This window comes from Bradyrhizobium sp. Mp27, assembly GCF_029953005.1.
Lineage (GTDB): Bacteria > Pseudomonadota > Alphaproteobacteria > Rhizobiales > Xanthobacteraceae > Bradyrhizobium > Bradyrhizobium barranii.
This window is the reverse complement of sequence record NZ_JASAUS010000140.1, coordinates 1-20615: the sequence shown is the minus strand read 5'-3', so window position 1 is coordinate 20615 and position 20615 is coordinate 1. Positions and strand designations below refer to the sequence as shown.

At 62.0% G+C, this 20615-nt stretch carries 28 protein-coding genes and 4 pseudogenes; 16 read left to right on the top strand and 16 right to left on the bottom strand.

Annotated features, from left to right (window positions below; translation table 11 throughout):
- Positions 1-64 precede the first annotated feature (64 nt).
- Positions 65-421 (bottom strand): hypothetical protein, encoded by a 357-nt coding sequence (locus tag QJT78_RS40455; protein ID WP_281460539.1) that lies wholly within the window; start codon positions 419-421, stop codon positions 65-67.
- Between the two features lie 119 nt (positions 422-540).
- On the opposite strand from QJT78_RS40455, the gene QJT78_RS40450 reads away from it, so the two are divergent.
- Positions 541-786, top strand: a complete 246-nt coding sequence (locus QJT78_RS40450) for a hypothetical protein (RefSeq protein WP_038975284.1) — start codon at positions 541-543, stop codon at positions 784-786.
- A gap of 722 nt (positions 787-1508) precedes the next feature.
- On the top strand, positions 1509-1886 hold the full coding sequence (locus QJT78_RS40445; RefSeq protein WP_038975285.1) for an ester cyclase: 378 nt from the start codon (positions 1509-1511) through the stop codon (positions 1884-1886).
- A 46-nt stretch (positions 1887-1932) separates the two neighbouring features.
- Here QJT78_RS40445 and QJT78_RS40440 read toward each other — a convergent pair whose 3' ends face one another.
- Positions 1933-2346: a hypothetical protein gene (locus QJT78_RS40440; protein ID WP_211434585.1), complete on the bottom strand. Its 414-nt coding sequence runs from the start codon at positions 2344-2346 to the stop codon at positions 1933-1935.
- 16 nt (positions 2347-2362) lie between these two features.
- Here QJT78_RS40440 and QJT78_RS40435 point away from each other — a divergent pair.
- A pseudogene (locus QJT78_RS40435) lies at positions 2363-2755 on the top strand (DNA topoisomerase IB); the annotation flags it as partial.
- A gap of 315 nt (positions 2756-3070) precedes the next feature.
- Here QJT78_RS40435 and QJT78_RS40425 read toward each other — a convergent pair.
- Both QJT78_RS40425 and QJT78_RS40420 read right to left on the bottom strand, forming a co-directional pair.
- Positions 3071-3928 (bottom strand): glucose 1-dehydrogenase, encoded by an 858-nt coding sequence (locus tag QJT78_RS40425; protein ID WP_038975081.1) that lies wholly within the window; start codon positions 3926-3928, stop codon positions 3071-3073.
- A 287-nt stretch (positions 3929-4215) separates the two neighbouring features.
- Complete coding sequence (locus QJT78_RS40420) at positions 4216-4395, bottom strand: hypothetical protein (protein WP_212481690.1); 180 nt, start codon at positions 4393-4395, stop codon at positions 4216-4218.
- Between the two features lie 278 nt (positions 4396-4673).
- Between QJT78_RS40420 and QJT78_RS40415 the strand changes: the two are divergent.
- From QJT78_RS40415 to QJT78_RS40405, 3 genes and pseudogenes are all read left to right on the top strand, one after another.
- Positions 4674-4949: pseudogene (locus QJT78_RS40415) on the top strand (Hsp20 family protein); the annotation flags it as partial.
- 89 nt (positions 4950-5038) lie between these two features.
- The gene (locus tag QJT78_RS40410; RefSeq protein ID WP_038975085.1) at positions 5039-5368 is read left to right on the top strand and encodes a hypothetical protein; all 330 of its coding nucleotides are present in this window, start codon (positions 5039-5041) and stop codon (positions 5366-5368) included.
- On the top strand, positions 5365-5490 hold the full coding sequence (locus tag QJT78_RS40405; protein ID WP_259220879.1) for a hypothetical protein: 126 nt from the start codon (positions 5365-5367) through the stop codon (positions 5488-5490). The genes QJT78_RS40410 and QJT78_RS40405 overlap by 4 nt, the downstream gene beginning before the upstream one ends.
- Here the strand turns inward: QJT78_RS40405 and QJT78_RS40400 are convergent.
- From QJT78_RS40400 to QJT78_RS40390, 3 genes are read right to left on the bottom strand one after another with little or no spacing between them, the layout of a single operon-like run.
- Positions 5482-6090: a cell envelope biogenesis protein TolA gene (locus tag QJT78_RS40400; RefSeq protein WP_309249055.1), complete on the bottom strand. Its 609-nt coding sequence runs from the start codon at positions 6088-6090 to the stop codon at positions 5482-5484. The two genes, QJT78_RS40405 and QJT78_RS40400, sit on opposite strands and share 9 nt — an antisense overlap.
- 12 nt (positions 6091-6102) lie before the next feature.
- Positions 6103-6345 carry a hypothetical protein gene (locus QJT78_RS40395; protein WP_038975086.1) on the bottom strand — a complete coding sequence of 81 codons (243 nt, stop codon included), beginning with the start codon at positions 6343-6345 and terminating at the stop codon, positions 6103-6105.
- Between the two features lie 60 nt (positions 6346-6405).
- A complete protein-coding gene (locus QJT78_RS40390; protein ID WP_038975087.1) occupies positions 6406-7332 on the bottom strand; it encodes a Ku protein in 927 nt (308 codons plus the stop codon).
- A 541-nt stretch (positions 7333-7873) separates the two neighbouring features.
- Here QJT78_RS40390 and QJT78_RS40380 point away from each other — a divergent pair.
- The 3 genes from QJT78_RS40380 (at position 7874) to QJT78_RS40370 (ending at position 9341) form a co-directional block, all read left to right on the top strand.
- Positions 7874-8323, top strand: coding sequence for a hypothetical protein (locus QJT78_RS40380; protein WP_060913204.1), 450 nt, complete (start codon positions 7874-7876; stop codon positions 8321-8323).
- A 2-nt stretch (positions 8324-8325) separates the two neighbouring features.
- Complete coding sequence (locus QJT78_RS40375; protein ID WP_038975090.1) at positions 8326-9042, top strand: SOS response-associated peptidase family protein; 717 nt, start codon at positions 8326-8328, stop codon at positions 9040-9042.
- Between the two features lie 140 nt (positions 9043-9182).
- Entirely contained in the window at positions 9183-9341 is a 159-nt protein-coding gene (locus QJT78_RS40370) for a hypothetical protein (RefSeq protein WP_162832281.1), read from the top strand.
- A gap of 59 nt (positions 9342-9400) precedes the next feature.
- On the opposite strand, the gene QJT78_RS40365 is transcribed toward QJT78_RS40370, so the two are convergent.
- Both QJT78_RS40365 and QJT78_RS40355 read right to left on the bottom strand, forming a co-directional pair.
- Complete coding sequence (locus QJT78_RS40365) at positions 9401-9580, bottom strand: hypothetical protein (RefSeq protein WP_244439249.1); 180 nt, start codon at positions 9578-9580, stop codon at positions 9401-9403.
- Positions 9581-10130: 550 nt separating this feature from the next.
- Positions 10131-10346: a hypothetical protein gene (locus QJT78_RS40355; RefSeq protein ID WP_202801475.1), complete on the bottom strand. Its 216-nt coding sequence runs from the start codon at positions 10344-10346 to the stop codon at positions 10131-10133.
- A gap of 89 nt (positions 10347-10435) precedes the next feature.
- On the opposite strand from QJT78_RS40355, the gene QJT78_RS40350 reads away from it, so the two are divergent.
- Both QJT78_RS40350 and QJT78_RS40345 read left to right on the top strand, forming a co-directional pair.
- Positions 10436-11578, top strand: a complete 1143-nt coding sequence (locus QJT78_RS40350) for a YihY/virulence factor BrkB family protein (protein WP_049802040.1) — start codon at positions 10436-10438, stop codon at positions 11576-11578.
- Positions 11579-11636: 58 nt separating this feature from the next.
- Complete coding sequence (locus QJT78_RS40345; RefSeq protein ID WP_281460538.1) at positions 11637-11987, top strand: response regulator; 351 nt, start codon at positions 11637-11639, stop codon at positions 11985-11987.
- Positions 11988-12039: 52 nt separating this feature from the next.
- On the opposite strand, the gene QJT78_RS40340 is transcribed toward QJT78_RS40345, so the two are convergent.
- The 4 genes from QJT78_RS40340 to QJT78_RS40325 are packed head-to-tail and all read right to left on the bottom strand — an operon-like array spanning position 12040 to position 14021.
- Positions 12040-12504 carry a DUF3147 family protein gene (locus QJT78_RS40340; protein WP_038975096.1) on the bottom strand — a complete coding sequence of 155 codons (465 nt, stop codon included), beginning with the start codon at positions 12502-12504 and terminating at the stop codon, positions 12040-12042.
- Entirely contained in the window at positions 12501-12848 is a 348-nt protein-coding gene (locus QJT78_RS40335) for a DUF3147 family protein (RefSeq protein WP_038975097.1), read from the bottom strand. Before QJT78_RS40335 ends, QJT78_RS40340 begins: the two co-directional genes overlap by 4 nt.
- Positions 12845-13450, bottom strand: coding sequence for a cupin domain-containing protein (locus QJT78_RS40330; protein ID WP_060913205.1), 606 nt, complete (start codon positions 13448-13450; stop codon positions 12845-12847). Before QJT78_RS40330 ends, QJT78_RS40335 begins: the two co-directional genes overlap by 4 nt.
- Positions 13437-14021 carry a phosphatase PAP2 family protein gene (locus QJT78_RS40325; protein ID WP_281460537.1) on the bottom strand — a complete coding sequence of 195 codons (585 nt, stop codon included), beginning with the start codon at positions 14019-14021 and terminating at the stop codon, positions 13437-13439. Before QJT78_RS40325 ends, QJT78_RS40330 begins: the two co-directional genes overlap by 14 nt.
- Positions 14022-14204: 183 nt before the next feature.
- On the opposite strand from QJT78_RS40325, the pseudogene QJT78_RS40320 reads away from it, so the two are divergent.
- The 4 genes and pseudogenes from QJT78_RS40320 to QJT78_RS40305 all read left to right on the top strand — a co-directional run bounded on the left by QJT78_RS40320 (position 14205) and on the right by QJT78_RS40305 (position 16210).
- Positions 14205-14840, top strand: a pseudogene (locus QJT78_RS40320) (isochorismatase family cysteine hydrolase).
- Positions 14837-15151: a hypothetical protein gene (locus QJT78_RS40315; protein WP_038975099.1), complete on the top strand. Its 315-nt coding sequence runs from the start codon at positions 14837-14839 to the stop codon at positions 15149-15151. The pseudogene QJT78_RS40320 and the gene QJT78_RS40315 overlap by 4 nt, the downstream one beginning before the upstream one ends.
- 61 nt (positions 15152-15212) lie before the next feature.
- On the top strand, positions 15213-15716 hold the full coding sequence (locus QJT78_RS40310) for a ferritin-like domain-containing protein (RefSeq protein ID WP_038975100.1): 504 nt from the start codon (positions 15213-15215) through the stop codon (positions 15714-15716).
- Positions 15717-15931: 215 nt separating this feature from the next.
- A complete protein-coding gene (locus QJT78_RS40305; protein WP_348652414.1) occupies positions 15932-16210 on the top strand; it encodes a response regulator in 279 nt (92 codons plus the stop codon).
- 264 nt (positions 16211-16474) lie between these two features.
- On the opposite strand, the pseudogene QJT78_RS40300 reads toward QJT78_RS40305, so the two are convergent.
- A pseudogene (locus QJT78_RS40300) lies at positions 16475-16608 on the bottom strand (Crp/Fnr family transcriptional regulator); the annotation flags it as partial.
- 416 nt (positions 16609-17024) lie between these two features.
- On the opposite strand from QJT78_RS40300, the gene QJT78_RS40295 reads away from it, so the two are divergent.
- Positions 17025-17240: a hypothetical protein gene (locus QJT78_RS40295; RefSeq protein ID WP_081494220.1), complete on the top strand. Its 216-nt coding sequence runs from the start codon at positions 17025-17027 to the stop codon at positions 17238-17240.
- 276 nt (positions 17241-17516) lie between these two features.
- Here the strand turns inward: QJT78_RS40295 and QJT78_RS40290 are convergent, their stop codons facing one another.
- Positions 17517-18671, bottom strand: coding sequence for a hypothetical protein (locus QJT78_RS40290; protein WP_281460536.1), 1155 nt, complete (start codon positions 18669-18671; stop codon positions 17517-17519).
- The gene (locus tag QJT78_RS40285; protein ID WP_281460535.1) at positions 18652-20292 is read right to left on the bottom strand and encodes an AAA family ATPase; all 1641 of its coding nucleotides are present in this window, start codon (positions 20290-20292) and stop codon (positions 18652-18654) included. The genes QJT78_RS40290 and QJT78_RS40285 overlap by 20 nt, the downstream gene beginning before the upstream one ends.
- Between the last annotated feature and the right edge of the window lie 323 nt (positions 20293-20615).

Here is a 20615-nt window from a genome sequence, read left to right as displayed (position 1 = left end):
TCGTCAGGCGGCGAAAAGCCGAAGGCAATCCTGTGCGCCTCGTCAGACAAGATGTGCGGCCGCATCAATCGGGCCCAAAAGCCGCACTCTCACGAATAGGACGGGCTAGATCGGCCTGCAGCTCGGAGAAGTTGGTGCGCTCCTCATGGATAACGACCACCTCACCATCGACGATTGCCTGACCCGGGATGTTGAAGGCGCCCGCAATGACAGAGAACCGTTCTACCCAGTTGTAGCCGTTGCGGGTGAAGGCTTGGCGGGAGCTATAGCAGCCCAAGAGCGAACTAACGCCGCTGACACTGTCGGCCAGGGTTGCATGGCGGAAAAGGGCTATCTCCTCGTCAAAGAGGATGAGGCCGATGCGAAGCGTGCCGAGTTGGCTAGGTTGCTGAATTGAAGAAGCAGCAGGAAGCCGCAGCACCCGCCCCCAAGCCAAAGAAGTCCAGCCCGTAAAGGCATCGAGCTAGCTAACTGGTGTGGGTCTCTCGCGGCGCAACAGCAGGGCGGTGAAGTTGCCTTGGAGATAGAGGATTAAACGTAATGGCCACGCGCCACCAAGTCACGAGCGAGCAGGAAACCGCCGTGAAGCAGCTTATGACGCAAGTGGCCCGACGCCCTCGTCGAAGCCGAGCCCATTCGGTCATCGTCCGTCATGCCACAGAAACAGATGCAAACCGCGAGTTTGCGCCACATCGGGATGCGGACAAGGCCATAGTGTGGTTTTTCTTCGCTCTTCCTGCTTTCATGATTTTACACGCGATCTGCGTGAAGCTAGGCGCGATCTAGGTGACAACCCGCGCGACGACGAAGATGGCACTTTGGCAAACCGCGCAGAGTCGGTTGGGTAGGTTCGCCATTGTTGCTGCTGGGGCAGTGATATCGTGCTCGCTGCTGTGGGCATGGTGGTCGTTCCCGCCTCCGTCTAGGAACTCATACTACTATACGAATTTGGATGGGGCTTATTCGGTAGCTGTTGGCGCCCGAGAAATGTTCTCGATCGGTTTGGTTCCGGATTAAGCTCGATGTCAACGGTCGCGGGCTTCTGCGCCATCCAACACTTGTGCCCTCCGCATCGACCTCATAAACCCGATAGCTTGGCATGCCTCCCTTTCTCCCTGCGTCCTCGCTGAAGCGCTGTTCTGTCCAGAACGGCGGAGGCCCGATCCTTAACATTTGTGCGCTGGATGAGAAGTGCCCAGAAAGTTAGCCTGCAGGCAGGAACGAAAATCGCTCACGAAGCGTTCTTCGTTCATTGGGTAGGAACTCATTCTTGAGCAAACAATCAGACAGATTGAGGGAGCAAGCTTTTCGGGCGGACGGCTCTCCAACACCATCAGCGACATGTCGGCATCCCGGGTCCCTTGCCGAGCAATACCATGCGCAGGCCGACGAGCTCGAACAGGCAGAGATGTCAGGCCAGGCGGCTCCGCACGCGGCGCCAGTTAGGCGAGTCTACCTCTTAGGATGACTGGCGACATCGTTGTGGTGATGCCAAAGGTTGTTCAGTAATGGACCTAAAGCATATTTATCGCGACTATATCGACTGCCTGAATGAGCAAGCTTGGTTGCGCTTGGGCACGTTCGTCGCCGACGACGTTATCCATAACGACAATCCCCTTGGCCTGTCCGGGTATCGTGAAATGCTGAAACGGGATTACGCGGCAATTCCCGACCTTCGCTTCAACGTGGAAATGATGATTAGCGAGTATCCCTATCTGGGAAGTCGGCTCCGGTTCGATTGCTCTCCAACAGGCGTCTTTCTCGGCTTGCCAGTGAATGGCAGGCGCGTTTCATTCCACGAGAACGTCTTCTACCAGTTCGACAACAACAAGATCGTACGTGTTCGATCGATTATCGATAAGGCAGCCTTGGAGGCGCAACTGTAGAAAATTGGACCAAATGGCTGGCGCTCAAACCGGAGGGTCTCGAGCATCACCCCAGATACGAAACGTCCTTCGCACGAGAGGCCAGTTCACCCTCCACCTTGTCGATCTCAGCTTGGTTGCGCTCGATGAAGGCAGCGAGCTCATCTCGAGACATCTCAGACAGCGCTTTCTGCTGTAACGACGTCTCCTTCCGGGTAGGAGCAATGTGCCCTGCCCGGTCTAGAACTTTGATCGACAGATCAGCTCGGACACGGGCGCTAATGCTTGTGTCCTGGAGAAGCGACTTGGCCACTCGATAAGCAAGCGGGGCGCCGACCACCGCGAGATCAAGCTGTATCGATTCCGAGATCGCAGCCGCGACCGCTGGCAGTCGCATTGTCTTATAAACCGGCTTGGGGTGATATCCGGCGAGCTCGGCCGCTTCTTCAGGCTTCTTCCCGTCGTTGACGATTAGGCGCACCAAAGTCCGCTGCTGTTCGCTGAGGTCCGGCGACGTCAACGCTTACATCAAAGACGTTACGGGCGAGGACTTCAGCGCCAAGGATTTCCGCACCTGGGCCGGGACCGTGCTGGCGGCGCTGGCGCTGTCCGAGTTCAAGAAATACGACAGCCAGGCCGAGGCAAAGCGCAACGTCGTCGCCGCGATCGAGAGCGTCTCGAAGCAACTCGGCAACACGCCGGCCATCTGCCGCAAGTGCTACGTGCATCCCGAGGTTCTGGACGCCTACATGTCCGGTGACCTCGTGAAGATGATCGAAGCCAAGATAGCGCAGAAGTTCAAGCGCCAGTACGCCAAGCTCACTTCCGTCGAGATCATGGTGCTCGCATTTCTCCGCAAGCGTCTCGTTTCACTGAAGGCCGCCGCCTGAGCCCCGCGTACCAGTCGGCATAGGGCGTGTTTTTGACCGCGTGTCGGGTGAAGTCGGGCGCGCCATCCTTCCACCACACCGGTCCCCGCTCTCCCAGCCGGCGCTTCGCTTCGTCGACGAGGCGATGGGCGACGGTCTCTGCGTCTAGATCTCTAGCCGTCCTGGCGTCTTTCACGGCTCGCCGCGCATCCATCAGCTGTTTCACCAGCCGCTCCTTGTCTTGGGCAGCAAGGTCGGGATCGCTCATCCGCCAGAGCCGACCGCGGACTACGAAATAGCGCCCATCGGGCGTGACTGGATGCTGCAGGCCCGGCATCAGATGAAGGGCTTCCCTCCGGTTACCGCGACCGTTGTACCGGAGGTGTAACTTGAAAGCGGATCGGCGAGCATCACGTAGGCCGTCGCCAGCTCGGCCGGCTGCCCGGCCCGCTTCATCGGCACCTGCTTGCCGAAATTCTTCACGGTATCCTCGGGCATGGTCGATGGGATCAGCGGAGTCCAGATCGGCCCGGGCGCCACGGCGTTCACGCGGATGCCCTTCTCCGCCAGCATCTGGGCCAGCCCGCCTGTGAAGTTCTGGATAGCGCCCTTGGTCGTCGCATAGGCCAGGAGCGTGGGGTTCGGCATGTCCGAGTTCACGGAAGCCGTATTGATGATCGCGCCGCCCGGCTCCATGTGCGGCACGGCGGCCTTCGCAAGGAAGAACATGGCGTGGATGTTCACATCGAAGGTCATTCGCCATTCCTCGTCGCTGATGTCGGCAAGATCCTTGAAGGTCGCCTGATGCGCGGCATTGTTGACGAGGATGTCGACGCCGCCGAGATCCCGGACCGCCCGATCGACGACCTTCCTGCAGTGGTCCGCGGACCTCAGGTCGCCCTCGACCAGAACAACCTTGCGCCCCTCCGCCTCGACGAGGGCCGCAACTTCCTTGGCGTCGTCGTGCTCCTCGAGATAGGCAATCAGGACGTCGGCTCCCTCGCGGGCGAAGGCGATGGCCACGGCTCGCCCTATTCCGCTGTCGCCACCGGTGATGATCGCCCGCTTGCCTTTCAGGCGGCCCGCCCCCTTGTAGCTGGCCTCTCCGTGATCGGGGCGTGGATCCATTTGCGCGGTCGAGCCGGGCATCGGCTGCTTCTGACTGGGGTAAGGCGGCTTCGGATAGTCAGGCATCGGAATCGGTCTCCGAGGGTCGAGAGCCCGACAACCGACTGACGACAACCAAGGTTCCTAGCCGGTTGCCCGCCACTCTCCTCCGGAAGCCGCCCGCGACGCGCTTGCGCAAAGCAGAAGAAAGAGAGCGCGCTCGGCCTTGTACCTCGCGCCTGCGCGACTGCACTCCGGGCCGGACATGACGACTTCGCCCGCGGCGGTGCAAACGGCCCACTTCCATCGGCTCCGCCCGCGCCGCTTCAGCACGACGTCGAACCCCTCAAATCGATCCTCGCCGTCCGGAGAAGTCACGCCGCCACCCTGTTCGGCAACCCACCCGGGAGCTGACCCAGAAGCCGTTCCTCGCGCTCGATCCGGCTCAGGTAGAGCTGGCGCTCCCGCTTCGTCTTCGCGCTCGCCAGCAGCAATCGATAGTGGTCGATCACATTCTCGCTGCCGCGGATCAGCAGGTCCCTGACATCGGTCATGACGCCACCCCCGCGCTCGGCCTTTGAGGCGGGACAAATGCGATGGGGAAGGTTTCGGAAGTCAGCGCCTCGAGCGAGGCAGTAGCAGGCTGCGATAGCGGTGGATGTTGTTGCGGTGCGCACGGATACGGGCAAAATCTTCGTCGAGCATCGTCGCCTCTCCTGACGGTCTTCCTGTCCTTTGCGGTTCGAGAAACGGGGAAGCGAGCTCCCCGCAGCAAAAAATATTCGGCGCGAAGAACCTGTCAAGACAGTAGTGGTGCAGCCGATCCTTCGGTGACATCACGGTCACCGCCGAGCAGAACTCGCTGACGATCGAGGCAAGGAAGCCCGACAGGGCGGCCGGCGAATTCCTGTATCAGGGCATCGCCGCGCGGCCGTTCCGGCGCGTCTTCAACCTCTCCGACTATGTCCAAGTGAAGCAGGCCTCTTTCCAGGACGGGCTGCTGATCATCGACCTGGTCCGCGAGGTGCCCGAGGCCATGAAGCCGCGAAGGATCCAGATCGCGGGCGCGCCTTCTCCGACGCAGATCGAGCAGAAGAAGGCGGCCTGACCGCTTCCGGATCGAAGTCCAGCGACGGCGGGTTCGCGCCCGCCGTCCATCACACCTCCCCATTGAAAGGAGTGTAAGGGAGGCCGACGATGACCAATGTCAGAACGAATTCCGGCGATCTCAATCCCCTCTTCCATCCCGCCGCGCACTATGCGTCTCCGGACGACGTGCTGAACGACGAGACCCTCTCGGCTTCGGAAAAACGCGTCATCCTGTCGTCCTGGGCGTCCGACATGTACGCCGTCGAATCCTGTCCCGCGCTGCGCGAGATCCCCGGCATGGGACACGCCATCAGGCTCACCGAAATCCTCTCGGCGCTGCGGCGCCTCGACGGCGAGGACCACGATCCGCCCCGCCCGGGCGGCGCCACCATGCGGCTGCGGCGGCCTTGGGCCGCCGCGTGGCGGAGGTCTGCGTGATGTTCACTCAGGCCGTTCTTGGAATGGTGCTGCTCAGCCACGTCTCGGCGGCATGGACCGTGCCGTTTCTGGCGCTTTTGTCCGGCTCGGCGGCACGATCGCTCGATCAAGGGCTATCGTGACCCGATCAATCCCGCGCTACACGAAGCGCTTCGGACAGCTTTTGCTTCTCGCGCTGCCAGCGGGTGTCTTCGTCCTCGATCCGCTTCTCGATCTCGCCGCGCTCTGCTTCGAGGGACCGCGCAGTGCTTCCGCTGCGCCTCGTCCAGCGCTGCTCGAGCCTTCGCCACCGCGCGCTCCCGCTTGGCGCGTTCCTTCTCGCGTGTCGCTTCTTCCCTTCGGCGCTCAGCGTCGCGGCGCTTTTCTTCGCGCTCGAACTCCGCGGCGGCGCTGCGCGCATTCTCGTCGCTGATCCTGGGCGAGAGCCGCTTATTCGGCGAGGTAGCCTTTTTTCGGGCGCCGTTTTCCACCCCAAGATCGGTCGGCAGATCCGATTGCTCGGCGAACCGCCTGTTGGATCCGGCCGGGCGCTTGAGCACGACGCCGGGCCTTGCCATCGCCGCGGCGATCACCGCGGGATCGTGGGTTTCCGTGGCGAAGCCCTGATGGAAAAGATTGCTGCCGGCTCCCCAGGCCTCGAGAGCCGCCTTCATCGACGGTGCCGCGATCGCGAGGTCGTAGAACCCCAACGAGGTCTGGAATGTCTTCAGCTTTCGCGGCATTTGCTGTCGCGGCTAACGCCGGCGCGCCACCCAGAGCCCCAGCACGAACGCGGCGAAAAGCGATCGCAAGGGCGCCTTGACGGTCACCTCGCGCAACTTCTCGGCCCACCGCTCCATGTTCTCCTGCGAGGGCATGCCAAGCGGGTGAGCGCTCCCGTTCGGTCCTGATGACGGTCTTGTGCTGGTCAGCGTGGCGCGCTCGGGATCCACGAGGCCGGAAGCCTCGGTCATCGCCGCCGTTTCGTTCGGGTCCATGCCGATCTCCCTTGCCTTCCGCAGCGGATAACCCGCGCCAAAGACCCTCGGTTCCTGACGCTAAGCGGACTTCCGCTGCGACCTTCCCGGCGGTTTCTTCGACGCCGCTTCCTTCGCCGGCCTCTTGCCGGCGATCGACATCAGCATTTCCTTCTGGCCGGCTGTCGCCTTCTTTGCCTTGGCGGGCTTTTTTTGTGCGGCGACCTCCTTGGCTGCCCCGCCTACGCTTTTCCGTAGCGCGTCCATCAGATCGACAACGTTCTCGCCCTTCGGCCGCTCCTTAGGCCGAATAACCTTGCCGGCGCGCTTCTGGTTGATGAGGTCAACGAGGGCGGTCTCGTAATGGTCCTCGAATTTGTCCGGCTCGAAGCTGCCCGCCTTCTGATTGACGATGTGCTTGGCCAGGTCGAGCATGTCTTTCGTGACTTTGACATCCTGGATGTCGTCGAAATATTCGGCGGGATCTCGCACCTCGTAGGGATACCGCAGCAACGTGCCGATCAGGCCCTTGTCGCGCGCTTCGAGCGCGATGATGTGCTCGCGGCTCGTCAGCACGACCCGCCCGATCGCGACCTTGTCCATCTCGCGGATGGTCTCGCGGATCACGGCAAAGGCGTCGTGCCCAACCTTGCCGTCGGGCCGCAGGTAGTACGGACGGATCAGGTAGCGCGGATCGATGTCGCTCCTGTCGACGAACTCATCGATCTCGATCGTCCGCGTGGACTCCAGCGCGACCTCCTCGAGCTCCTCCTTGGTGACCTCGATGAACTGCCCCTTCTCGACCTCGTAGCCCTTGACGATGTCCTCGTTCGGCACCTCGTCGCCGGTGTCCGCATCGACCTTCAGATATTTGATGCGGTGGCCGGTTGTCCGGTTGAGTTGGTTGAACGAGATCTTCTCGCTCTCGGAGGTAGCCGGATAGAGCGCCACAGGACAGGTGACGAGCGAGAGCCTCAAGAAGCCCTTCCAATTCGCGCGGGGAGCCATGGTTACGCAACACTCCAGTCGGGACTCGATTCAAGACGATCGGACAGCGCTGGTTCCGACTCCCGTTGTCAGCCCACATGATCATTTTTTTCGGGCGGGGATCGACTCTTTCGTTCCTGATATGTTCTAATCGCTCATGACCGACCGACCCGCGGGCTGGCGCATGCCGCGCCCCAAGCAGATGGAAAAGATGGCTTCTCACGTCGGCAGAAACGCGCCGCCAACGCCTGTACTCGGGCCGAATGACGATCTGCCGGCGGAATACTGGCAAGCGCTCCTGGACGATCCCCGAGCCGAGTCCAGGCCTGGTCCGTCCCTACCCGCGCTGCGGTTGTCCCAGCTCCCTCAGCATATCCTCCGGGTAAGCTGCCGGCGCTGCAGCAGGGTCGTCGAGATCCAAAAGGCCGATGCCGCTCGCCTGTACGGGCGTGACGCGCGGTGGAAGAACGTGGGCCAGAAGCTGCTCGACAACACCTGCCAAGTCCGAACGGGCCGTTATGAAGAGGACGGCTGCTGGCCGCAATTCGAGTAGGCGCCGGCGATGGCGCCAAAGCATCACCCGACGCCCCTCTCCGGAGGTGACCGCAAGGCGCTGCAAAAGGAGCTCGGCCGCGCGCGGGCCATGACCACCATTCTCGCGGGGCAGTCCGCCGAGGCACGAGCCAAAGGCGGGGCCCTGATCCGGACAGCCGACAAGTTGCTTTGCGAAAGCTGGAACGAACGCATGTGGTCGGACGGAGAGCCAATCGACCCGTCTCCGACGATCGACCAGGCCATAAATGGCGGCTATAGCTGGCTCGAGATCGAGTGTTCGCGCTGCAAGGCTGCTCGCGACGTCGACCTCGCTGCCCTCACCCACCCATCGACGACGTTCGTGCACGACCTGGCCAGCAGACTACGGTGCCGGAAGTGCGCAAGAGCCGGCAAGCGCCCGGCCGCCACCCTGCTGCAGCTGGCTCAGCGGGCCCGGCACCCGGATTCGGAGACCTGACCTTGTGCAACCTTTATTCGATCACCACGAACCAGGCGGCTATCAGCGCGCTGTTTCGCGTCGTCAACCGCTACGTTGGCAATCTCGCCCCGATGCCCGGGGTCTTTCCGGACTACGAGGCGCCGATCGTCCGGACCGGTGCCGGCGGCCGCGAGCTTGCGACAGCGCGCTGGGGCATGCCGTCGTCATCGAAGGCACTGATGGACGCGACCAAGAAGCGCGCGGAAAAACTCCAAGCCAAAGGGAAGACCGTCGATTTCAAGGAATTGCTCCGAATGGAGCCCGACGGCGGGACCACCAACATCCGCAACGTGAAGAGCAAACACTGGACCCGATGGCTGGGTCCCGAGCACCGCTGCGTGGTGCCGTTCAACTCGTTCAGTGAGTTCAACAAGGAAGAAGGCGGCGACATCTGGTTCGCGCTGGACGAGAGCCGCCCCCTCGCGTGCTTCGCCGGAATCTGGACCAACTGGACCTCAGTCAGGAAGGTCAAGGAGGGCGAGACCACCAACGACCTCTATGCGTTCCTGACGACAGACGCGAACACCGAAGTCTTCGCCGTCCATCCGAAGGCGATGCCGGTGATCCTGACGACGCCCGAAGAGGTCGAGACCTGGATGACCGCGCCGGCCGAAGAAGCGCTGAAGCTGCAGCGGCCGCTTCCTGACGGGGCGCTGGAAATCGTCGCCCGGGGTACAAAGGAAGATAAGGTCGACTAGACGAGTCTCATGACCGACGCACGCGAAACCCTAGCTCTGCCGTTGCGCGACCGAGCGCGCTTGGACTTGAGAGCCAGTTCACACTCGTCGCCGACACAATGCCCTAGGGTGCAGCATCCTGTCGATCTCGGAGGACTCGGATGTTGGGTACACTGGCAAAAGCGCTCTCGCGAACCACCACCCTGGATGTCGACGTCGATGAGCTCAAAACCATCCTGATCTTTTGCGGCGCCGGTCTGCTGGTGTCGCTTGCAGTCGCCATGGCATACGGCCTCGACCCCGCCGCATCCATTCTCTAGTGCAAGCGCAAAAATCAGACGAAAGAACAAGCCTGCCGCGTCTCTCGACTTTGAACCAGCTAGGATTCGTTCGGCGGCTTCAGGGGACTTTCAACCCATCTGCGCGCGGCGAGGTCTTGCAGTGGATCCCGCTCGCAGTAGTAGCAGACGTAGATGTCGCGGCCCTTGCCCTCTTCATCAGGCACGAGCTTCAGTGGCCGCCCGCAATCCGGGCACACCTTCCGGGTCAGATGCCGCATCGTCAATATCACTGCCACCGGCGAGTAGGCCCACGGGGCAGCCTGTCTCAAGGAGAATCGGCACGAGATGCGACCCTGCAATCAAGTCTTGACGGCGGCCGCGCGCCGGTGCCGAATTGCCCGAAAGCAGCAGCCCCAAGGCGTGTGATATGGAGCAGGAATTCTATAAGGATTTGGCACAGCGCGTGCGCGACCTCGCAGACAGAGCGGACCCCTCAACCAGGCGACGCCTGTTGAAGCTCGCCGAGCGTTACGATGCAAAAGGGGGCCGTGCTGGTCAGGCCCTGCAGCGCGCCGAGCGCCCCCTCCCGATACCGCGCATCCCGCCGACCTCCATCTTCACCGGTCCGGGAGAGGCCTAAAAGCGCGCCAACGCGGCTTCGCTTCAACAGCACGCCCTCGCCCGTTTGGTTTAGCGGCCTGGCCTTAAAATCTTAGCGCTCCGAACAGGAAAAGTAGCGCGACGGTGACGATGGCTGAAACCACGAGCGAACCGAGACAGCCCAGCCGGTTGGAGAAGAAAAAGAACATGCCCCCTCCCAGGTGGACGTCAGCCCTCGACCAGCGTGCCGATCAACGCGAGCAAAGCTTGGTGCTGCGGTCCGTTGCCCTCTGCACGGAGGAAATGCCCGATCTCGATCAGAGACGTCCGTCCCCCTGAGTTTGCGTTCGGCTGATGCTCGACGACCGGGCCTCCGGTATTCGGATCACGGACCAGCCGCCAGATGTCGCCGTTGGCGCTTTCGTAGAGTGTTCTTCCGGTCATGCGCATCAACCTTGGACAGGGGAGCGCGGTTCCTACCGCCTGCAGGAACTGCTTCTTCGCCACGGCTGTTAGTGGTCGCGGAGAAGAGAATGGACCTCCAGAACCGACCCCGGAAACACGCCAGCGCCGACGGCTGGAGCATCGCCGCGGCGCTAGGGCTGCTCGCCGTAGCGTTCGTATGGGACCGCATGGCGCCCGCGGAGCCGAAGGAAGGCGGCGGCCTGGAGCCGAAGGAGGACCAGAGCCGGCACGCATCCCCCGCCAGCCTCGTCACCGAAGGCGGAGACCGCGGCCGGCACGCGATGTCGCCGTCGGACATTCCAGCGCGGGGTTGGAAGGACATCCTCTGGCGGGTCTACGGCAACATCGGCAACCACCGCATCCTCGCGCTTGCCGCCGGGATGACCTACTTCAGTATTCTCGCGATCTTCCCCGCGCTCGCGGCGCTGGTGTCCATCTACGGCATTTTCTCGGACCCCGGCAGCATCGCCAAGCATCTCGACGAGCTCGGCGGCTTCGTCCCGGGCGGCGCGATCGACGTGGCGCGCGAGCAGCTCACCCGCGTCGCCACCAAAGGCGACCGGACGCTCGGTTTCACCTTCGCGATCGGACTGGCGATCTCGCTCTGGAGCGCGAACGCCGCCATGAAGTCTCTCTTCGACACTCTGAACATCGTCTACGGGGAGCAGGAGAAGCGCGGCTTCCTCAAGCTGAATGCCATCTCTCTCGCCTTCACCCTCGCCGCCATCGGCTTCATCCTGCTCGCCTTGGCCGCCGTCGTCGCGGTACCCGTCGTCCTGCAGCACCTCTGGCTGTCCCACGCCATCGAGCTTCTAATCCGGATCGCAGTCTGGCCCGCCTTGTTCTTCGCGGTCGCGCTGGGACTGGCCTGTATCTACCGCTTCGGGCCCAGCCGCGAGGCCCCGCGGTGGCGGTGGATCACCTGGGGCAGTACGGTCGCGACCGTGCTTTGGCTCGCGGCGTCCGCGCTGTTCTCCTGGTACGCCGCCAACTTCGGCACCTTCAACCAGACCTACGGCTCGCTTGGCGCCGTCATCGGTTTCATGACGTGGCTCTGGATCTCCGCCATCGTGATCCTGCTCGGCGGCGAACTCAACGCCGAGATGGAGCATCAGACAGCACGCGACACCACGACAGGCGCGTCGAAACCGCTCGGCGCGCGCGGCGCGAAGATGGCGGACACGGTCGGCGCCGCACGCGCCGAGTCGTAGGCAGGAACTGCCTAAAGCTTCGCCGGTTCAGACTCCTAAAGTGAATCGGAGTTCCCGCGTGCGCATCCTTTTCGTCGAAGACGCCCCTCTGATCCGAGAATTCATCGTCGATGCGTTACGCGAGGCAGGCTATGACGTCATCCACGCCTGCGACGGCGAAGAAGCGCTTGCGTGGTGCAACCGGACGGCGGCCGACGTTCTGGTCACCGATGTGAGGCTACCCGGAAAGATCGACGGCTGGCAGATCGCCGAACACTGCCGTCAACATCATCCGGAGTTGCCGGTGATCTATGCAACGGGCTTCCCTCCCGTGACGCCCCGACCGGTATCGAACAGCCTCATGCTGCAGAAGCCCTACCATCCGGAGCAGATTGTCGAGGCGGTAAGAGAGATGACGGCGGGACGCTGACCGCCTGGTTCTGCGGTTGCTCGGCCCGACATGGCCTGACGGCTGACCGAACTCAGAAGAGCCGCCCCCGCCGTATCACGGGGCGGCTCTTCTCATGCGCGGGCCAACTCCGGGATGACCTCGCCTTGCGTCGCACGAACCAGGCCGCGACCGACACCGCCAGCCACGCCAGCGAGGCGCCCGCAAATGCGCCGCCGACGCTTCGTTCGACTAGAAGCCAGAACACTCCGGCGAAAACCAGCATCCCGAGCGCACCGAGCGCCGCGCCGGCGGCGTCGAGCGCTGCGGCCTGTTGCCCTCGCCGCCTTCGGCGGATCTCGTGCTTCTCGATGAGGGTGGCGCTGGCGCAAAAGATCGCTGGCAGCGCGAGGAATAGCCCGCCGATGGACGCACCGAAGCGGCTGCTGACCAGGCCGGCGAAGACCGTCGCCGCGCCACCGAGCACGAAGCGCACCAGGTATTCGTACCAGCGGCCCTCCCGCAGCGAGGAAGACGATAGTTCGATCGGCGTGCTCATGTCTGACCTCCCACGGCCGCCCACAGGCCGAATGCCGCTGCGAGCCACACGACGATCGACAGCAGCGAGGCCGGCAGCGCACGCATGCGCGCCCGGATCAACAGCTGGCAGACGACGACGCTATAGATGCCGAGCGCGATGGCACCGGCCATCATCGAACGGGTCTGTACGGCCGCGTAGGATTCGCCGTGCTGATAGATCGCGATGCCGAGGGTGGCGAGCGCGACCGAGGGCGCGGCTCCGAACAGGCCGGCGAAGCTCTTCGGCCTCAGCATGTCTCCGAGCATCGCGAAGACGGACACGACGGCGCCACCTATTAGGAAGCGGACGACGTACTCGCTCATTTTGGTTTCTTCCATAGCTTGGAAAGCGCCCCCTCCCCGCCGTACACCGGGTCCTTGCGCGGGACAGGCACCTTCGGGATCGTCTTCAGAGCTTTCGGACGGTCCTCGACCTCCGTGCACTCGTCGTAGGTGCCGAGGGGCGGATAGGCGCCGACGACGAGGAAGTCCTTCTCCGCAGAGAGGCACTGATGTCCCGTGCCTGCCGGCAAGATCGCGACGTCGCCCGCCTTCAGCGTAAAGATCCGTCCCTTGTTGCCGCCGAAGCGCACCCGCCCCTTGCCGCGCGCGATGCCGAGCACCTCGTGTATGCGAGAGTGGTAGTGGACGTAGTCGTAGATGCCGTCCCGCCAGGTTTCGCCCCAGCCGTTGGCCTCGAACAGATCCTCCATGACGGCCGCCGGATCATGCCCGTCGCCGAGATCGACAGCGCCCCGGTAGATGACGAGAGGCCAGCGCGGATGGTTCGGAATGAGGCCGTCGTCCTTGAAACGAGCCGTGCGAGGCTTTCTTGGCCGCGCCAGGTCAGGAGCCTCCTTCTTTCCGGGGCGGCGCAGACCTGTGGCGCGCTGCACGTATTCCTTCACGTCCTCAAGGATTGGCATTGTCATGCTCATTCGATGCCGACATCGGATATCCTGTCCAGAGGCGCACGAGCCGCTCCATGACGGCACCGAGCGCGAAGCCCGCGACCACGTCGCTCGCCCAGTGCGCCAGCACCACGATCCGCGTCAGGGAAAGGCCGACCGCCAGGGTACGGATCAATCGCCGCGGCAGAGGCGGCAATGCGCCCGCAGCGGATGCCAGTGCGCCCATATGGAGAGCGTGCCCGGACGGAAATGCGTCCTCGCGCTTGCCGGAAAACGAGACCCCATGCAGATGACCGAGCACCGTCGTGCGATCCGGGCGGGTCTGATCGAAAACTGATTTCATCCCCGGAGGCACCAAGGACGCGAGGACGGTAACCAGAAATGCGTGGTTAGCCGCGCGCTGCAGCTGCTCCGATCTGCCTCTCGTCGCGACCCAACCGGCGACGGCCAAGGCCAGAAGGATTTTCTCGTCCGCGCCCCATGTCAGTCCGCGAGAGACCATCTCCGCGCGGTGGTTCGTGTTGCGCGCCACGGTCTGCGCGATCAGCACATCCGGCTTGGTAGGTTTGACTGTTACTAACGCCATCACCTCGATCCGTGGCGCCGACCGTGAAGTGCGCGACGCCTCGTTTGAATTGCATCTGTTGCACCATAACGTCGGAGCAGGTTCCAAGTTCATCCGCCTGTCATGGAATCATTCGACCGAGCTATGCGACCTAGGAACCAAGCCCGCGACGCTCCGTTGGAGATGGCTTTCGAGGATGGAGCGATGTCAAAAGAAGACGAGCTCAGGTATGGCCCTGTGGGCGCCGAAGCGATCCACCTAAGTGTCGATATGCAGCGCATGTTCGCCGAAGACACGGAGTGGAAGATGCCGTGGCTGCCCCGGGTCCTGCCGAACGTCGTGGCGATAACGGCCACGCATCCGGAGCGAACGGTCTTCACGCGCTTCTTCCCGGCGAGAGCCCCGGGCCATGGCGTCGGCATGTGGCGCCGCTACTACGAACGTTGGAGTTCGATGACCATCGACGAGCTCGGTGGCGACATGGTCGATCTTGTGCCATCTCTTGCCAGCTTCGCTCCGCCGGCCCGCACTTCGACAAGTACGTGTATTCGCCGTGGACCGGTAGCGACCTGCACTCGCAGCTGCCAAGCGCGGGCGTCGACACTGTGGTCGTCACGGGCGACGAGACGGACGTCTGCGTGTTGGCCACCGTGCTGGGCGCGGTCGACTGGGGCTTCCGGGTCGTCCTCGTCACCGACGCGATCTGCGGCTCCGCCGACGAGACCCATGACTCGATGATGACCATCTACATGAATCCGTTCCCAGCAGGTGGAGTGCGTGACGACGGGAACCCTCCTCGCCAGCTGGCCCGGCGCCACCCGTGCGAGCGTTCAGCCATGACCGGGTCCTATCTCGTCCAGATCCTTTTACCGAAAGAGACCGGTCAAGGAGAAAAAATTCCAAAGGATTGGTTCGACAGCCTTGTGAAGGAAATGACCGACAAGTTCGGTGGAGCGACCAGCTTCGTCCGGTCGCCCGGCGAGGGGCTGTGGCGAGGCGACGGCGGCACCGAGCGGGACAATATCGCCGTTATCGAGGTCATGACGGAGCGCTTGGTCCCCGAATACTGGCGCGCTCTTCGAGAGCGGCTGGAGACAGAGCTCGCACAGAAAGAGATCGTCATCCGCGCCCAGGAAATCATCCCGTTATGACGCATAGGAAGGGGTCCCCGCGCCGGTCGTTTGGAGTGCGAACCCAACGCAGGAGGACGCCATGGGCTTTTTCACCAAGGACATCAAGACTCTGAACGACCTGTTCGTGCATACGCTCAAAGACATCTATTACGCCGAGCAGCAGATCGCCAAAAACCTGCCTGACATGGTCGAGAAGGCCACCGACCCCGGTCTCAAGAACGGCTTCCAGACCCATCTGTCCGAGACCAAGGGCCAGATCACGCGGCTCGAAAAGGTCTTCCAGATGCACGGCGTCGAGGTCCAGGGTGTCGACTGCCCGGCCATCGACGGCATCTTGCAGGAAGCGAGCGACGTCGCCGGCGACGTCGACGACAAGCAGGTCCTGGACGCCGCGCTCATCGCGGCGGCACAGGCGGTCGAACACTACGAGATCACGCGCTACGGCACCCTGATCGCCTGTGCGAAGATGCTCGGCCGCGAGGATTGCGCGTCGGTCCTGCAGCAGAACCTCGACGAGGAAAAGGCCACCGACAAGAAGCTGAACACGATGGCCCTGCGCAGCGTCAATCAGAAGGCCGCCTGAGGTGGATTTAAGGCAGGCCGCGGATGTCTCGCGGCCTGCTTTAATGAGGCGATTGCCTAGTTTGATTTCGGCGCAGGATATGCACGTTGGCGTCCCGACAGGTTCCTATCCTGCGTCCGGGCTACGTTTGGAACCTCAAACGCAGGGCGCTTAGACGGAGGCGGATTGACCTGTTGCCGGGTTCGGACAACCTCATCGACCATTAGGATGTTCGCATGGCCCGCTCTCTCGCCGTAATGATTGTCGAGGACGAAGCGCTGATCGGGATGGCGCTCGCAGACATGCTCGTCGATCTCGGGCATAACGTGGCGGCGGAAGCGGCGAACATTGAAGACGCGACTTCTTACGCGATGACCGCCAATTACGATCTCGCCATCCTCGACATCAATCTGCAGGCCGATACGTCGCCCCCCCGTCGATCTCATTGCGCTACGCGGCAAACCGTTCATGTTCGCCTCCGGCTACGGGCCGGAGGTCCTGCCATCGTTGCTTAGGAGGCGGCCTCTTCTCCGAAAACCCGTATCGCTCAACGAATTGAAACTGACGATCGGCCGGCTCTTCGAAGGTTTGCCCGCCTAACCCCCCTCGCCGGCGGCGGACCCCGCGCTAAACGGATGCGTTGTGAGGTTTCGCAGGGGGCCGCATGGCTGGTCGGACCACTTACGTTTTGGTAGCATCCGGAGTGGCCGCGAATGCCTCGGCTTTCGTAAGCGCCGCCGCCACGTTGGGTCTGCTCTGGTTCAATTTAAGCAAGCACCATGCTGGATGAAGCCGAAGGTGCAGTCCGTCAGCGCCGTCAGGTCAGATCCGTGACGTGCAGATGCAGGCTTTGGAGGTCGGGGATCTCTCCTGGAATATGCAGCGAGAGAATTTGCCTCTGACCATCCGGCGTAAGCAAGGACGCCATGGTGCGGGATCCTTGGATTGTAGCGGTGGGCCTTGTTCGCTTTTGGCGTCATTGCCTGGGTTGTTGTGGCTGAGCGTCCCCCCAAGAGGCCGGTTCGGGTCGAGGCAGCCCACACCTTGGCTGCGACCCTGACCTTCGAATGGTCTCAGAGCGCAGCCCATACATGCGCATGGAACGATGATAGAGCGGCCAGACAACCTGGAAGCTGGAGCCCCAATGCCACGGTAAAGATCACCTTCGGGGGAATGCGCATCTGGCGCCCCGGCCAAAGGCCGGGCAGCACGTGAGCGCTGGCGAATGTTAGGATATTGACAGTCCGGCCGCTCGGACTAAATTTTTTAGCCGGGGCTTTCCCCACCTCTAAGTCAAGGACAACACAACGACCGTCTAGGATGACGCAGATGATCGATGAAAAACTGGCTTGGCTTCGTGCCCATCGCAGCAAAATTCACCGCTATCGCCCGCTGCTAAACACTCGATTATCCGATCTTGAACGCGAGTTCTTGCTTAAGCGCCTCTCCGAAGCGCAATGCGCAATTGATGCATTGTCGGCGACCACCTTCCCATTTAGCTTAATCGAAAGCCCACCCCTCAGTACGGAGTCTAGAGTGGTCTAGCTCCGATGGCCGACCGCAATCGTGGCGGTTGGGAATGGCGAGTTTGCGATCAATCGGGCGTTGGGACCTCCACGAGGCGGGACGCTACTTCTCAAAAGGGCCAACAGGCGACATTGAGCCGCTTCCGACAATCGAAGCTGTCGCTATAATTCCGGGTCGGCCGGAAAGCCCCGGGCAAGCGTGGGGTCGTCAATGCAGCCAGACACCCAGTACGCCAAGAGCGGCGACGTTCACATCGCTTATCAAGTGTTCGGCGGTGCTTTGTCGCACGGGAAACTACCCCGGCGGAGCCGAAGCCCTGACGGGTGCTGCTGCCATTGCGGAACAAGTGTCAGGGTAGCCGAGCAGCCAGGCGCTCCAGGCACCTAGCGTTCGTGCACAGACTCCAGGGTCGTGGCCGTAGATGTGTGCGTGCGTCCGGTGCTGCTCGAACTCATAAAGGGTTCGGCCCTTCTCGCAATGCTCCTGCGCCGGAGCGAGTTCGCCGCAGAAGAAATGTGTTGTCCAACCCATATGATGAGCTTCGAGCCGAAGGCCGACATTATTACCCTTTTCGATCAGGCTCAGAAGCCTATCTGAAAGCTGGCGCGCCGCATTCCAATCCGACGTGCGTCGGAAAGTCCACAACCCCCATATCGCGGTGAACTGAGACTCGATGTCCCCTATCTTATCGGAAAGCTCGTGCGCACGAGCGTGCGCTTTTGCTGCTTCGGCCGAGGAGAAGCCGTTCGCGTTACTAAGAGACACGCCTTTAGCGAGTTGCAGCTTGATCTCCTGCCGATCGCGCTGCGCATCCAAGAGAGATGACAGCAGGGACAAACCACGATCGAAATGACTGACCGCCTCGGCATACGCGGAGCGGGAAGCCGCAAACTGGCCCGCTTTTAGCCATTGATCAGAGGCCCGTTCCGCCTGTCCGGCACGCGTCAGATGATGGGCCAGTATCTCGGGCTGCCGATCGACCAGATCTGCGAAATGCTGCTCCAAGGCGGTGGCAACTCGTGCATGCAACTCTTGCCGTCTTCGGCGCAGCAGCGTGCCATAAGCAGCGTCCTGCACCAGAGCGTGCTTGAATAGATAGCTGGAATACGGAGGCACACCTTGCCGGAACAACAAGCCAGCGGAGATCAGACGGTCTAAGGCGGATGCCAACTCTGGCTCCGGCTTGCTCGCAACGGAAAAAAGCAGGGTATGAGAGAACTCTCGCCCGATCGCGGAACCGATCTGGGCCACCTCCTTGGCGGGCCCGAGCTGGTCGAGCCTCGCCATGAGCGAGGCGTGCAGGCTTGCGGGGACCGCCGCCGCAGGTGACGGAATATTGCCTGTAGTTCGCCGCGCTTCGCCCTCACTCTTGGTCTCCAGGACCGCCTTCGTCATCTCCTCCACGAAAAGGGGAATCTCGTCCGTGCGCTCAATGATGTCCTGCCGCACGCTCGCCGAGGATAATCTGGTTGCCCACGATGTGATCAATCACCGTCTCGATTTCGCGCTGCGCCAGCCGATTGAGGGTGAGAGCAGTGACGTAGGGCCGCCCGATCCAGTGCGTTTCGAACTCTGGACGAAACGTCACAATCAACAGCACACGGTAGGTCCGAAGCCGGTCAACGACCCCGCTGAAAGCTTCCTGACTCGTGGGATCGGTCCAATGTGCATCCTCGACGATCATTAGCACAGGTGAGGAGCGCGACAATGCCTCCACCTGTGACCTGAGCGCTTCAAATGTCCGCTGGCGGTGCTGTTCGGAGGGTATGTCGAGCGCCGCGTAGCGTCCGTCTTTTGGCAGCGACAGCATGTCGGCGAATAGCGCCGTATCCTCCAAAGAGGTTGAAGTCTGCGCCAATACTGTATCGAGCTTGCCCAGCTTTGTTTCCAGTGCGTCGTCATGCGCAAATCGTGCGGCGCGTTCCATCTGGCCGATGATCGGATAAAAAGCGCTGTGGGTATGCTGCGGCGAGCAGAAATAGCGCAATCGGGTATGCGGCTCGTTAGCGATGCTTTCCAGCAGCGCCGCCGTAAGCCGCGATTTGCCAATACCAGCCTCGCCGGAGAGCAGCACTACTTGGCCTTCACCACTCTTTGCCTTGGACCAGCGTCGCAACAGGAGTTCGAGTTCTTCGTCGCGCCCAACAAGCTCGGTCAATCCGTTCACGTGCAAGGCCTCGAAGCGGCTTTCGACTGAAGCCGGCCGCAACGCAGCCCATGCCCCTACGGCGCCTGAGATACCTTTGAGTTCTTTCGGCCCAAACTCTTCAAACTCGAACAGATTGCCCAACAGCTTTCGAGTACTCTCCGCAATGACGACGCTGTTTGGCTCGGCAACGCCCTGCAAACGTGCCGCAAGGTGTGGCGTTTCACCGATTATAGCGTGCTCCTGAGAAGCGCCGGACCCGATCAGGTCGCCGACAACCACCAGTCCCGTTGCGATGCCGATACGCGTCTGCAGGGGCGCACGGATCTTCAGAGCACCTACGCCAGCCACCAACTCCAGCCCCGCCCGGACGGCCCGTTCCGCATCGTCTTCGTGCGCCTGCGGATACCCGAAATACACCAGTACCCCATCGCCCATATACTTCGCAATGAAGCCGCCGAACCGCTGCACGATGTCGGCGACGCATTTCTGATACGCGGAAATGATCTCGCGTAGGTCTTCAGGGTCCATGAGTGCTGAAAGTGCTGTTGAACCCACAAGGTCCGAGAACATCCCAGTGACTTGGCGACGTTCGGCGGCATCTTGGGGCTTCAACTCGGCCGTAACGCGTTGAGCTACGGCAGGGCTCCCAAGCTCCTGGATAGCCGCAAGCATTATGCGCCGATGCCCGAGCAGCACGCCGATGTCCTTAAGGTCCTGATCGGTCAGATGGCGAAGTGCTGCGAAACCAATCCCGTTTTCAGCAAAACGCTGCGCGTACTCGAACATTCCGAGCTTTTCGAGCCAGTCGGCAATTTGCTGCTTCGCGGCCCCTCCGGATCTTTTGCAACCCACTCTCGACCGATAGGACCGAAAGTCTACCACGCGCGCCGACTTATTCCAGCGCCCGCCGCGAGGTTGCATGTCCGGTCAGGGTCAAAAGCGTCGGACTAGCGCTCGGCTGCAAACTTCCGGTCTACCCCTCTGAACCGACATGTAGCGGCACCGCTTTAACGGCAGCGAAGGGCCGATATTGTTGCAAAAGTCTTTATGGCGCGGCGAACGAAAATTCTGAGAGCCGCTGATGCGCTTTGCGCGCGGACCATACCTATTCATCCAAAATCGATCACGGACCTTCCTAGTACCCACTTTTCTTGGAACGTGAGTCGTGATTCAAGGTCGGGATGATACCCGAAGCAAGAGAAGTCCACCTTTCGAGGAAAGATCGCAAGGTGCTTGAGGCGTGC